Origin of the sequence: Thermosynechococcus sp. M3746_W2019_013 (genome assembly GCF_015296045.1) — a bacterium.
GTDB lineage: Bacteria > Cyanobacteriota > Cyanobacteriia > Thermosynechococcales > Thermosynechococcaceae > Thermosynechococcus.
In genome coordinates this window covers 1-12932 of the sequence record NZ_DVDW01000004.1, presented here as the reverse complement: position 1 = coordinate 12932, position 12932 = coordinate 1, and the positions used below count along the sequence as shown (strand labels likewise).

The 12932-nt window shown below is 53.2% G+C and carries 12 protein-coding genes; 5 read left to right on the top strand and 7 right to left on the bottom strand.

The features are described from left to right. Window positions 1–2 precede the first annotated feature (2 nt). Window positions 3–1211 carry an efflux RND transporter periplasmic adaptor subunit gene (locus IGQ16_RS00520; protein WP_297059830.1) on the bottom strand — a complete coding sequence of 403 codons (1209 nt, stop codon included), beginning with the start codon at window positions 1209–1211 and terminating at the stop codon, window positions 3–5. A 274-nt stretch (window positions 1212–1485) separates the two neighbouring features. Here IGQ16_RS00520 and infC point away from each other — a divergent pair, with 274 nt between their 5' ends. Next, window positions 1486–1980 carry a translation initiation factor IF-3 gene (gene infC / locus IGQ16_RS00515; RefSeq protein ID WP_051372785.1) on the top strand — a complete coding sequence of 165 codons (495 nt, stop codon included), beginning with the start codon at window positions 1486–1488 and terminating at the stop codon, window positions 1978–1980. A gap of 16 nt (window positions 1981–1996) precedes the next feature. Next, window positions 1997–2740, top strand: coding sequence for a M50 family metallopeptidase (locus IGQ16_RS00510; protein WP_024124647.1), 744 nt, complete (start codon window positions 1997–1999; stop codon window positions 2738–2740). Here the strand turns inward: IGQ16_RS00510 and IGQ16_RS00505 are convergent. From IGQ16_RS00505 to IGQ16_RS00485, 5 genes are all read right to left on the bottom strand, one after another. After that, a complete protein-coding gene (locus IGQ16_RS00505; protein WP_024124646.1) occupies window positions 2733–3635 on the bottom strand; it encodes a methyltransferase in 903 nt (300 codons plus the stop codon). The two genes, IGQ16_RS00510 and IGQ16_RS00505, sit on opposite strands and share 8 nt — an antisense overlap. Next, window positions 3635–4288, bottom strand: coding sequence for an FHA domain-containing protein (locus tag IGQ16_RS00500; protein ID WP_297039634.1), 654 nt, complete (start codon window positions 4286–4288; stop codon window positions 3635–3637). Before IGQ16_RS00500 ends, IGQ16_RS00505 begins: the two co-directional genes overlap by 1 nt. Window positions 4289–4723: 435 nt before the next feature. After that, entirely contained in the window at window positions 4724–7051 is a 2328-nt protein-coding gene (locus tag IGQ16_RS00495; RefSeq protein ID WP_297059827.1) for an NAD-binding protein, read from the bottom strand. A gap of 6 nt (window positions 7052–7057) precedes the next feature. Beyond that, entirely contained in the window at window positions 7058–8074 is a 1017-nt protein-coding gene (gene cobW, locus IGQ16_RS00490; protein WP_024124644.1) for a cobalamin biosynthesis protein CobW, read from the bottom strand. Continuing rightward, the gene (locus IGQ16_RS00485) at window positions 8074–9537 is read right to left on the bottom strand and encodes an FAD-linked oxidase C-terminal domain-containing protein (RefSeq protein ID WP_297039640.1); all 1464 of its coding nucleotides are present in this window, start codon (window positions 9535–9537) and stop codon (window positions 8074–8076) included. The genes cobW and IGQ16_RS00485 overlap by 1 nt, the downstream gene beginning before the upstream one ends. 221 nt (window positions 9538–9758) lie before the next feature. Between IGQ16_RS00485 and IGQ16_RS00480 the strand changes: the two genes are divergently transcribed. From IGQ16_RS00480 to IGQ16_RS00470, 3 genes are all read left to right on the top strand, one after another. After that, complete coding sequence (locus tag IGQ16_RS00480) at window positions 9759–10457, top strand: MBL fold metallo-hydrolase (RefSeq protein WP_024124642.1); 699 nt, start codon at window positions 9759–9761, stop codon at window positions 10455–10457. A 67-nt stretch (window positions 10458–10524) separates the two neighbouring features. Then, window positions 10525–11058, top strand: coding sequence for a rhodanese-like domain-containing protein (locus tag IGQ16_RS00475; RefSeq protein WP_024124641.1), 534 nt, complete (start codon window positions 10525–10527; stop codon window positions 11056–11058). 12 nt (window positions 11059–11070) lie between these two features. Then, the gene (locus IGQ16_RS00470; protein ID WP_297059825.1) at window positions 11071–11958 is read left to right on the top strand and encodes a sulfite exporter TauE/SafE family protein; all 888 of its coding nucleotides are present in this window, start codon (window positions 11071–11073) and stop codon (window positions 11956–11958) included. Here IGQ16_RS00470 and rbfA read toward each other — a convergent pair. Continuing rightward, complete coding sequence (gene rbfA / locus IGQ16_RS00465) at window positions 11955–12335, bottom strand: 30S ribosome-binding factor RbfA (RefSeq protein ID WP_024124639.1); 381 nt, start codon at window positions 12333–12335, stop codon at window positions 11955–11957. The two genes, IGQ16_RS00470 and rbfA, sit on opposite strands and share 4 nt — an antisense overlap. Between the last annotated feature and the right edge of the window lie 597 nt (window positions 12336–12932).

Below are 12932 nucleotides of genomic sequence, written 5' to 3'. Positions count from 1 at the left end.
TTTTAAGACTCAGGAGTAATGGGCACACCATCGCGCAGGCGCTGAATTCCCGAGACAACAATTTCCTCTCCCGGTTTGAGGCCTTTAAAAACTTGATATCTGTTCCCTTGGATTGCCCCCACTTGAATGGGCTTTTGTTTGGCAATCATTTTGCCCTCGGTGTCTTTTTCGGCAACAAAGACAAAGTTTTGGCCGGCAAGATTGGAGACGGCCGTCGTCGGCACCAGAATCCCCGGTTGCTGATCGAGAATAATACGGGCTTGAATTTGTTGATCGGCACGGAGATTATTCCGAGTATTGTTGTAGAGCGCCTTAACTAAAATGGTTTGGGTATTGTTGGTGGTGTTGGGGGCAATGAAAAAAACGGAACTCCTACCGACAACACTGCCATTGATATCGACTAACTCCACCGGCGTTCCCAGCCGAATGCGGGGGATCTGCTCAATGGGCACTTGGATATAGACCTCTAGAGGTTGATTTGAGGTCAGGGTGAGGAGGTTAGTTTGGGGCGTTACAAAATCCCCTACTTTGGGGGGAATATTGCCAACAACACCACTAAAGGGAGCGCGCACCTGAAACCAATTTAGGACAATGGCCTGCTGCTGGGCGTTAGCTTGGGCAGCAAGGAGGGCTTTTTCTAAGCGAGCAATGGTGGCCTGTTGGGCACGAATATCGGCTTCGGTTTGTTGGAGTGCTGCTTGGGCGGTGCGAAAGCTGGTGATGAAGGATTGCGCTTGTTCCTTGGAAACAGCCCCTTCCGTTAAAAGCGCCGTATAGCGTTCCGCTTGAATCCGATTGAACTCTACAGTGGCGAGATTGGCACGTCGCTGGGCTTCAAGGGCGCGGAGGATGGAGTGGGCATTCTCTACATTGGCTTGAGCGGATTGAATTGCGGCTAAACTGCTGGCAACAACGGCTTGCTGTTCTGAGGGGTCAATGAGGATGAGGGGCTGACCTTGATTGACAAACTGACCGTTTTGAACATTGATTTGAGCAATTCGACCCGAAACTTGGGGTTGTAGGGTGATGGACTCACGGGATTGCAAAGAGGCGTTGTAAACAGCGGTTTGCAAAAGAGTTTCCGTTTGAACCGCCGCAAGTTTCACCCGGGCCGCTGGGGGGGGAGCCTTTGCCTTTGGTTGACCACAGGCGGTAGCAAGGAAGCAAAGACTTCCTAGGAGAGCTGATGTGAACAGTTGCCGTTGCACCATACCTCAGACCTTATGTGACCCCGCGTAGGCAATAAGTACCCTCAGTCTAGCCTAAAGGCACCTATGGCGAGTGCTGCTTTAATGATGAGTTTTTGTATATCTGGGGTGCAGAGAGAATACCTTCTATTGGCAATCCTCCGCTAAGATGTAGAGCAAGGGGCAGGGGGTCATTTCTGGTCTACCTTAGAGGCTAGGACAATCCTTGCACCAACCTTTATCAACGACAGTACAGGTACCAGTGGCTCTTACCAAGAAAACGCAGCAAGAACAACCGATGATTAATGAGCGCATCCGTTTTCCGCGGGTGCGGGTGGTGGATACTGATGGTTCCCAATTGGGGATTATGTCGTCCCAAGAGGCGATCGCGATCGCCCGCGAAAAGGAGCTTGATCTGGTTCTTGTCAGTGACAAGGCAGATCCACCCGTTTGCAAAATTATTGACTACGGCAAGTTTCGCTTTGAACAGGAAAAGAAGGCGCGTGAAGCTCGCAAAAAGCAGCATACCTCCGATGTCAAGGAGGTGAAGATGCGCTACAAAATCGAAGAACACGATTACAATGTTTGCATCAACCGCGCGGAGCGTTTCCTCAAAGCCGGGGACAAGGTCAAGGCTACGGTGACATTCCGAGGCCGAGAAATTCAGCACTCCCACTTGGCAGAAGAGCTCCTCAACCGTATGGCCAATGACCTGCAAGCGGTGGCCGAAGTGCAGCAGGCACCAAAGCAAGAAGGGCGCAATATGATCATGTTTTTGGCACCAAAGCGGTAAGCAATGCTAGGGCCGTATGTTTGGCTTTCGTCCAGAGCCCAAATCCCCGCCGCTGGAGGTTTCAGCCAGTGAGCAACCCCGTTCGGCATTGCTGCTGGCGATCGCTGCCCTGGCCACAATTCTTCTTTGGCAGATTCCCTTGGGGAACTATCTGCTCTACCCCTTTACAATCTTGGCCACATGGTTCCACGAGATGGGGCATGGTCTCACGGCGATTCTGTTGGGGGGCTACTTTCGGGAATTGGTCATCTATCCCAATGGTTCAGGATTTGCGCGCTATGGGGGCGAGGTGCTACTGGGAAATTTAGGACATGGCTTCGTCGCCATTGGTGGGCCACTGGGACCCGCGATCGCTGGCAGTCTCTTTATTTTGTCGAGCCGCTCCCATCGTGCCACAGACCTTTGTCTCAAAGCCCTAGGGATGATGATCCTAGTCTCGCTGCTGCTGTGGGTGCGATCGCTGTTTGGCATTGTCTTCATGACATTGGTGGCGATTGCCATTCTGCTGGTGGCCTATCGCGGGAATCGCTGGCTCAAGGGGATTTCAATTCAGTTCCTTGGGGTTCAGGCCTGTATTAGCACGTTTCAGCAGGTGGACTACCTTTTTACCTATGCCATTGCGGGGCCCCAGCTTTCCGATACCGGGCTTCTTCAACGGTACCTCTGGCTTCCCTATTGGCTGTGGGGAGCATTGATTTCTGGGATGACGTTGTGGCTGCTGCTGTGGAGTCTCAAGGTGGCCTATACCCACCCTAGGTAATGCCCCAGCGGTGTCGCCAACGACTTGTAGACTCACGGTTAGCAGTTTGCTGCTCCACTTGGCGGCGCCATCGAATCGTCTGGGCACTATCCCGCAGGTGGGGATCGCGGTAGGGAATACCCGCACGGGTTTGCAAATGTTCCTGTTCCATCAGCGACAGGGGAATGAGTTGATCTGGTTGCCAGCGAGCCACAGTTCCCTGTGCCCATTCATGGCTGTGCCGGGGGGCAACAATTGGCAGTGTCCCAAGGTGTAAACCCGCCTCCTGCAAAGCAGAACGAACGGCAGCCGCACGACAATAGGTGGCCAGATGCCCCGCCGGTGCCAAACACTGAGCCACTAAGCTGAGAAACTCTACCGTCCACAGTTGCGGACAGCGCTGGGGTGAAAAGGGATCGAGAAAAATCGCATCTGCTTGGAATCCTTGGCAAACAAGGTCTTGAATCGTTTGGCGGGCATCCCCAATTAAAAGTCGTGCCTCACACCGTGGGATGCTCACCCGCTGTTGCTGAGCCAATCCCTCAAGAATCTCTTGAACCGATGCTGGCCAAGGGGGCATCACCGCTAAAGCTGCTTGGGCAACGCCCACATCTAGCTCTAGGCCAATGATCGTGACCTGACAGGTGGGATTGTGCTGCCAAATGACCTCTAAGGCAGCGGCAGTGTTGTAGCCCAAACCATAGCAGATGTCCAAAAGCCGCAGATGAGAGGCTTGGGCTTTGCGGGGCAGAGCGGTGGCGATCGCAAACTTTTCAAAGGCTTCTTGACGCGCTCCCCTAAGGCTATGGAATGTTTCGCCAAACTCCGAAGAAAAAAATGTAAAAGAGCCGTCGGCGGTGGGTTGCGGTTGCCAGGTTGAGTTCAAAGCAGGAGCTAAGTTTTTGGAAGAGGCCATCACTGCGTTTGCGTAGGGGGCTGCGGTTGGGGGGCAGGGGGTCGGTTCATGATCACAACGCCAATTCCCGCGATCGCAAGCACAATGACCATCCCGGCAACAATAGGCAGCAAAGGGGAAGCGGATTTGGGTGTCGGAGCCGACGCTGGGGGAGCATTGGATGGCGGTGGGGGGGGAGTGGCATTAAATTTCGTTTCTTCTTCTGATTGTTTATCCTCTGCACCTTCCTCTGCTTGGGTAATCGTTGCGGTCATGGGCACTGCCTTAATACTGTGATAGTTGACGCTCTTCAAATATTTGACAAACTCCGCATCCCCCATCGACACGGTGGCGTAGTGCGCCTTGACGGATCCACCAAAGTTAATTTCATCTCCATCTTTTAGCTCATGGCTTTGCACTCGCTGGCCATTCACGAGGAGACCGTTGGCACTGGGCTTACCCTCAGCATTACCATCCACCACGCGATAGCGATAGCCATTTGGTGAGGGAATCCGCAGCAGCAAGGCGTGTTGCCGTGAGACACCGTGACCATGGATGACAATCGCATTGGTGACATCGCGGCCAATGGAGTAGGTTGCTGCATCCAAAGGGATTGTGCGCTTACCTGTTTCATCCTCGATGTTGAGTAGATGGTGCTCATGGTTACCGCTCATGGGAACAGCCTAGATTGATGGATGATAACTAGTCACTATCTTAGCCTGAGGACTAGAATTCCCAAAGATATCAAAAAAGCTAGGGGCGACGACCATCCCCGGGCCGCAATCCCATCCCCTCTCAATAAGAGGGTCAGAAACTAGGGCGTAAAGGCGGAGCACAAAACCCCAACCACCGTAGTTTGGTGATCACTTTTGAACTCAGGAGGAACAAAGAAGGCTTCCTTAACAAAAGGGACACATTAGCCCTGCCCCCTGCCAGCAGTTGCGGTAAAAAATTAATAGATTTTTGTAAATGTTTTTACCTTGATTTAGGCAGAACATTTATGGACCTAAATAATGAGACCGGCACTCTATGTCACAATACCAAAATTAATTCATTTGATCTTTCAATCTCTTCGCTAATGCAGAGCTATAGATGAGGCCGATTTCTACCTACCCCTTTTCTTGATCTGCCAAGGGAAAGAGGCGCACGGGGGCTAGGGCCTGTAGTTGTTGACCGAGGCGAAAGGCTTGGGGTTCGTAGAGTTCAAGGGTGATTGCAGCAGGCAGTTGCTGGATAAAGGTGCGCGATCGCAGTAGGGGCAGACCCGTGATCTTGGTGATCAGATTCCCAATTTCTAGGGCCGCTTCCGCGATGCGCGGATGACCGACCCAAAGCCGCCAGAGCCGTCGGGGCGCCATTTTGCCCTGTTCAATGCGCCGTAGGCCATCAATCGTCGCTAAAACAATCAGGCGATCGCCCGCCGTAAGTTGCAGCGTGTCACTGGGCAAAAACTGATGACTGGTTTCACCGCCCAGAAACTGCTGATGGCGATTGTAAAAAATGGGAATGACTGCATAACCATAGGCCACCTCCCCAATCAACTTGCCCTCAAGGGTATCTCCAGCGGCAACGGTGTAGTCGGCAATCAGTACCGTCTGCTGATCAATTTGAAACAAACCCAACATCGTTTCCCCAAAGGCAGCACCAGCAAAGGCTTCGGCAGCAAGGGCATAGGCACAAAGAGGACGGGCACGGGGTAGGAGATCTTGCAGATCGTTGGTGAGGGTGGGATTGTAAATACCAATGACCAACCCAATGGGGGACTCGCGCTGTTCCGTGGCTTGGCGGGCAATTAGGGCTGCCTCTAGGTTCAACATTTCATCGGCGGTGGTGAGAACCACACTTTTGGCGGTTTCCAGATGGGCTTGGGGGAGCTTTTCTGGAATGTTGCCAAGGAGCATCGGCAGGTCTTCAAAAAGCTGGGTCTGCTCTGGGTTGTCCACCAGTAGGACCAGGGGCTGACGGAAGGCGCGTAGAAGCTGCACGACCTGCTGACCAATGCGATCTAGCCCAACCACAATGATGTGATCCGCTGCAGGCAGGGGAGGACGTTTCTTAAGAAAGTCAAACCGCGCTTGCAGCAGTTTTTCTGCCAAAAGTCCCAAGATGCCGACAATAAAGAGGAGACTCACGATCGCCACCAAAATACAGACCACCAACAGCCAAGGAGGAACCGGATCGTTGTCTAGCCCACCAAAGACATCACCAAAGCCCCCCAGCAAGAGAATAAACCCGGCAGCAAAGGCCTTTTGCCACGTTAGCTTGGGGACGTTGTAGCGCAGCAGGATAGCAGTCAACAGCCACAGACTACTGCCAATCCAAAGGCCATTGAAGATCAATTCGCGGGAGCGATCGCGATGGATCCACTGCCAAAATCGTTGTACCTGCTCAGGAAATTGCCGTACCCACTGAAGTAGTTGCTGAAGCGGATGCGGCTCTGACATCGGCGATGGGGTCACCCTCTGTACCCGTTCAATCCAAATGGGGCGATCGCCCGCCTGAAAGCACAAATCCGGCGGCCAATGGTTAAAGAGACGGTGGGGGCGAGTCGGCTGGAAAATCGAGGACTGGGAATGGCAGGTGCGGATACTAATCAGGCGTTGATGACGGCGCTGCCAGTGGTGGGCAGGCGTGCCCACTAGGGGACTATCGGCGGTAATGGTGTGTTGCAAGACCCGAAACTGTTGCCCCTCAATCGTAAACACAGCAAGGATATTCTCCTCAAGCGCTGCAAGGGCAAAGGCCGGTGCCGGCAGTTCGGTGGGATTGAGCGCCAAAAAGTTCCCCAACTTTTTCTTGAGAAGTGCGTTGAGATTATCACGACTAGAGCGCACCACAAGGTGGACATTTGGATTTAAGCGCCGAGCCACAATCGCCGTGGCAATATTGGTAGCCTCATCACTCGTCACCGCCAGTAGTGTGCGGCAGCGATCAATACGAGCGGTTTTAAGAATCGCCTCTTGCCGACAATCACCAATGATCACAGGCTCACTGAGCAACTCTGTCAACTGGGGAATTTCCCACTCAATGTTGGCGTGGCGGTCAATGGCGCAAATTTCGAGAGCCAAATGCTCACCGGCAAACCGGTGCAAGCTTTGAATACAAAACTGACCTAAACTGCCCAAGCCACAGATGATAAAGCGATCGCTGGCAACAGTTTCACCTATCTGAGTTGACTGCGGTAGGGCTGAGGCAACAGACCACGATTTCCACCAATAGGGAAAAGGCTGATGGGGTTCTGCCACAAAGAGCAGGAAATTGCCCCGCTGCCACTGCTGCCAGAAGGTCTTACCCCAAGTGGCTAGGCGATTGAGATCAAGGTTGGTGGATTCAATCCAGATGCTGAAGTAGCGATCGCCGACATCAATGAACCAGGTTCCACTGCTACCCAAGAGTTGGCGCAGTTGGCCGTCAATGACATCCTTGAGGCTAGCCATATTCTCCTAGGCAAAGTAGGATAGCAACGTCTTTTGATCCAACTGACGACCGATCACCACAAGGCGGGTTTGACGTGACTCTGCCGCTTGCCACAGGCGATCGTAAAACACGTCTAACCGCTGACCGACCCCCTGTACCACCAGACGCATCGGCTTGCCCTCAATGGCTGCAAAGCCCTTGACGCGATAAATGTCGGGTACTTGCAGCAATCGCTCCAGGGATTCACGTAGGCGTTGCAGATCCCAAGCCCCCAACTCTAAACAAACCGCTTGAATCTCTGCGTCGTGATCATGCTCCTCCTCAACGTCATGGTGGCTAGGTCGCTGGCCCAAGTTCTCCTCCACCGCTGCATTAAATCCCAGCAAAAGATCTGCGGGCACCTGTCCTTGCTGAGCTGCCAGAAGCTTAATCCGGGGCGGGAGTTGCTGGCGGAGTTCCCTCAGGCATTGCTGTACCTGATCGAGGGTCAGTTGATCTGCCTTGTTGAGGATAACCAAGTCAGCACAGGCCAGTTGATCGTTAAAGAGTTCCTCAAGGGGCGTATCTTCATGCTGCAAACTGGGATCCGCATCTTTCTGGGCAAAGAGCGCCTCTAAATCTGCACTCACTTGGCCCGCTGCCAAAGCAACACCATCCACAACGGTTACGACGCCATCAACGGTGGCGGCATGGCGCACCTCCGGCCACCGGAAGGCCATGACTAAGGGCTTGGGCAATGCTAGTCCCGACGTTTCAATGACAATGTGATCAATCTCCTGCCGCCGCGCCAAGAGGGTCTGCATCGTTGGCAAGAATTCCTCCTGCACCGTACAACACAGACAGCCATTGGTGAGTTCCCAGATGCCCGCTGTGCGATCGCAACAGGCCTGTAACAACTCGCCATCAATACCGACATCGCCAAACTCATTCACAATCACGGCAATGCGCCTGCCCGCTGCATTCTGAAGTAACTGCCGAATGAGAGTCGTCTTACCACTGCCGAGAAAACCGGTGATAATCGTAACTGGAATTTTTGTACGCATTAAAATGCCTCAATGTTGGGAAAGTCTTGAAGTTGATGAGCGGCTTCACCACAGGTTCGCGGTGTCGGAAAGACCTTTTCGGGGTTGGCCAGACGTTTTGGATCAAAGGCGGCACGCACCTGCTGCATCGTGTCTAGGTCTGCTGGGCTAAACATTTCGCTCATAAAGCAGGCTTTATCACTGCCAATGCCGTGTTCTCCAGAGATACTGCCCCCCAAGCGTACACAGAGTTTGAGAATTTCGCCCCCCAAGGCCTCCACCTCCGCAAGGGCGCCGGGGACCGCTTGATCATAGAGAATCAAGGGATGCAGATTACCATCCCCCGCGTGGAAAACATTGGCAATGCGATAACCACTGCGGCGGCTGAGCTGTTCAATTTCCCTCAGGACAGTGGCCAGTTGACTGCGGGGAATGACCCCATCTTGGACAAAATAGTTGGGACTCAGGCGACCCGCAGCGGCAAAGGCAGCTTTGCGACCCTTCCAAAGGCGGAGGCGATCTTCGGCCTCGGTGGCAACCGTCACATGGCGTGCCCCCTGTTCATAGCAAATGCGCATCACGCGCTCCTGCAAAATGGGCACTTCGACGTCTAGGCCATCCACTTCCACTAGCAGCACAGCGCCAGCATCACGGGGGTAGCAATTGGTGGCCACCACATCTTCAACGGCGTTGATACTGAGGTTGTCCATAATTTCCATGCCCGCAGGAATGATCCCCGCTCGGATAATGGCAGAAACGGTTTCCCCTGCTGCTTCAATTGTGGTGAAGTCTGCTAGTAGCACAGCGATCGCCTCCGCCTGTTTGAGAATCCGCAGCCGAATTTCCGTGGCAATACCGAGAGTGCCTTCAGAGCCAACGAAAACCCCCATGAGATCGTAGCCGGGCATTTCGGGGGCAGCCCCACCCAATTCGACAATTTTCCCATTCGGCAAAACCACTGTGAGGCCTAGGACGTGGTTTGTGGTCACACCATACTTTAGGCAGTGAACGCCCCCAGAGTTTTCGGCCACGTTGCCACCAATGGAGCAAATAATTTGACTGGAGGGATCGGGGGCGTAGTAAAAGCCCTGATCGGCGACGGCTTGGGTCACCCATGCATTAATAACCCCCGGCTGCACCACCACCTGCTGATTGGTCAGATCAATCTCTAAAATCTGGTTCATGCGAGAAGTGACGATGAGAATCCCCTCACTGTGGGGCAAAGCACCTCCGGAGAGCCCCGTCCCTGAGCCACGGGCAACAAAGGGAATCCGATAGCGATCGCACACTTTGAGGATGGCGGAGACTTGGGGAGTGGTTTCTGGTAACACCACTAACTTTGGCCGCTGCCGATACATGGAGAGGCCATCGCATTCATACACAAGGGCTGCGGCTGCGTCATTGATGATGCTGCCCTTGCCGACAATGGCTGTTAGCTCCTCCGTTACCCGCTGCCAAGGCGTCATTTGCTGTAGTGTGGACATCCCCAGTGCTCTGAAACCACTTTCTTTTATCCTAAGATGGGTTCCCCTTGAAAAAATGGGGACGGGGGGGATTTGACATTTGTTTACTCAATGGTTATAAAATTATGTTTAGATCAACTAGACTGAAGTAGTTACCGTTTTAAGTCTAGTCTTTAATCTTTAAGTCTAGTTTTTAGGCTAAACGAGTCCCCTCACGCTTTACCCCAATAAAGGAGTCCGCTATGCTGTTTCGCCAACTCTTTGACTATGACACTTGGACCTATTCTTACCTAATTGCCGATGAAGCCACGGGTGAGGCCGCTTTGGTCGATAGCGTCCTTGAGCAGGTGGATCGCGATGTGCAGTTAATTGAGCAATTGGGATTGAAACTGCGCTATTGCCTCGAAACCCATGTCCACGCCGACCACATTACCGGAGCGGGCAAAGTCCGCGAACGCACGGGCTGCAAAACCCTGGTACCTGAAAATGCCCATGTGGATTGTGCCGATGGCTATATTAAAGACGGTGAAGTGATTCACGTCGGTAGCATCCCGATTCAGGCGATCGCCACCTTGGGGCATACCGATAGCCACATGGCCTTTTTGGTGAATGGCACCCACCTGCTGACGGGGGATTCTCTCTTTATCCGTGGCTGTGGGCGCACTGACTTCCAAAGTGGTGATGCGGGTGCGATGTATGATGCGGTAACACAGCGGCTCTTTACACTCCCAGACACTACCTTGGTCTATCCCGGCCATGACTATCGCGGTCACACTGTTTCCACCATTGGTGAGGAAAAACGTTTTAATCCTCGCTTTGTCGGTCGCGATCGCCAGCAGTTCATTGAATTCATGGCCAATCTGAACCTGCCCGATCCCAAGAAAATCATGGAAGCGGTGCCCGCTAACCAACAGTGTGGCATGGTTGCCGCTGCCGTTTAGCTCTTTGATTCCTGATCGCTCCCGTCTTGTTAGCTAACCCTAAGTAACTACTTGAGAACCAACGACGATGACTACAACAACGACTGAGTCTCCTCTCATTTCCGCGGCTGAACTCCACGAGGCCCTGCAACGACAACAGGTACTGCTGATTGATGTGCGTGAGCCAAGCGAATACAACAGTGCCCATATTCCGGGGGCGCTGCTCTGTCCCTTGGCGAATGTCAAGGAACTTGAACCCCCCTGTAGCTCTAACACTCCTGTGGTGCTCTACTGTGAATCGGGCCGGCGCTCGGGCATGGCCTACGAAACCCTTGCCCGTCGAGGCTGGAAAAACCTGAAAAACCTTGAAGGGGGCATTCAACGCTGGAAACAGGGGGGCTATCCGGTCAAGGGTGCGGCTAGTGCCCCCATTAGCCTGATGCGGCAGGTGCAAATTGTGGCTGGCAGCCTGATTCTCACCGGCGTGATCTTAGGCTTTACCGTCAATCCGGCATTCTTCTTCCTGTCGGGCTTTGTCGGTGCTGGTTTGCTCTTTGCCGGTATCACCGGTATTTGTGCCCTAGGGCGGGTATTGGTACTGCTGCCCTTCAATCGTCCCTAGGTGAAATAGCACATGCTGAGCTACTGGATAGGGCATGGTCTAGCGATCGCCATCGGCTTGAGTCTGGGTCTATTGGGGGGCGGCGGTTCTGTCCTTGCCCTGCCAGTACTGGTCTATGTCATGGGCATTGAAACCAAAGTCGCGATTCCGATGACACTTGTGATTGTCGGCAGTGTCAGCTTATTGGCGGTGATCCCCCAGTGGCGGCGCGGCTACGTCAACCTGCGTCTAACTTTGATTTTTGGCTCGGCAACCATGGTGGGTGCTTACCTGGGAGCACGCCTGGCAGCCTTGCCCTGGATTACCGATACGGTGCAACTCCTACTCTTTGCCGTTGCCATGATGGTAGCGGCTATTTTAATGATTCGGCGGCAACAGCGTCCCCCTGCCCCTGAACTAACCCCGCCGGAAAGTTCCCTTGAAAGCCAGCTTTATGCCCCCCCAGTATGTAAGTACTGTTGGCTGTGGCTACCCACTGAAGGCCTAGGTGTGGGTGTTCTAACGGGGTTGGTGGGGGTTGGTGGGGGGTTTGCCATTGTGCCCGCCCTTGTTTTATTGGGAAAAATTCCAATACGGCAGGCAATCGGGACCTCACTGCTGATTATTACTATTAATTCGGTGGCGGCGGTTTGGGGCTACCTGGGCACTGTTACCTTGGATCCGCGCTTGACCCTGACACTAACCTTGGCAGCCGCTGGTGGTTCTGTTGTCGGGAGTTATCTCAGCCATCGCATTTCTGCCAAGCGACTTCAGCAGGGCTTTGGTTACTTCTTAATTGGCATTGCGGCCTTCGTGATCCTGAAAACCCTACTGGCACCGCCCCAGCGCAGCAAAAGCTCCTCCCTGCTGCCGAGGCACTATCTTACTGCATCCGTTCCCACAAGACCAGGCCGCACTTAAGACGCTGGGGCTTCTGAGGTACTCTGCTGTTGCCCAATTTGATTGAGCAGCGAAAGAACGCGACTGCCCCGTTCGAGCGATCGATCCTCAATAAACACAACCTCAGGTGTCCGCCGCAGGCGAATGCGCTGCCCCAATTCCCGCCGCACAAAGCCCGAAGCCGCTTTCAATCCCGCCATCGTTGAGCGCCGTACCTCATCAGTGCTGTAGATACTGACGAAAATCTTGGCGTGCTGCAAATCACCGGAAACTTCCACAGCGGTGACACTGACCATGCCTGCTCCCACGCGCTCATCGCGGATTTCATACATTAACAACTGGCTGACTTCCCGCTTGATTAATTCTGCTACCCGTGCCACCCGTCGTTCAGTCGCCATGGCGGGCCTCCTTTTCTCATGTTGGCAAAGACTATCCTGCACCTCTCCTAATCTTATCAGGATAGCTATTCCTCTGTTTCTGGTTTGGGGGCGATCGCTCAAGACCTCTGGAGCAGTAACCACTGCCAGCAGTGTTACAATACTTAATATTTCCTGCTAGTGTTCTGTTTAGGTTGAAGCCTCAATTTTCTGCCGTCTTGCTAATCTTGCTAATTTGGGACCCTTGCTCAAAAATGAGAAACCTGAGAAGCTAGGCAACAATCACCTTGATATTTTGTAAGAATTCCGCTATCACGTTAATATAGCTCTCCCACGGCAAATGCTGATGGGGTGCTTAACCTACCCTTGGTGGGCGCCAGCAGCAACTAGGTAAAACTACCTACTAGCTCAAGCCTTAGCGAGGGATGGGTTTCTTATTTATGAAGCCAAATTAACAGGATGCTGGAGCGATCGCTCTTAAGTTTTTAAGGAGCTGATAACGCCCTACCAGCAACTGTAAGGTTCTAAATCTGGCATCTATATCTGCAAGAGGATTTAATTCCATGACGATCGCGATTGGACGAGCGCCAGCAGAACGGGGATGGTTTGACATCCTCG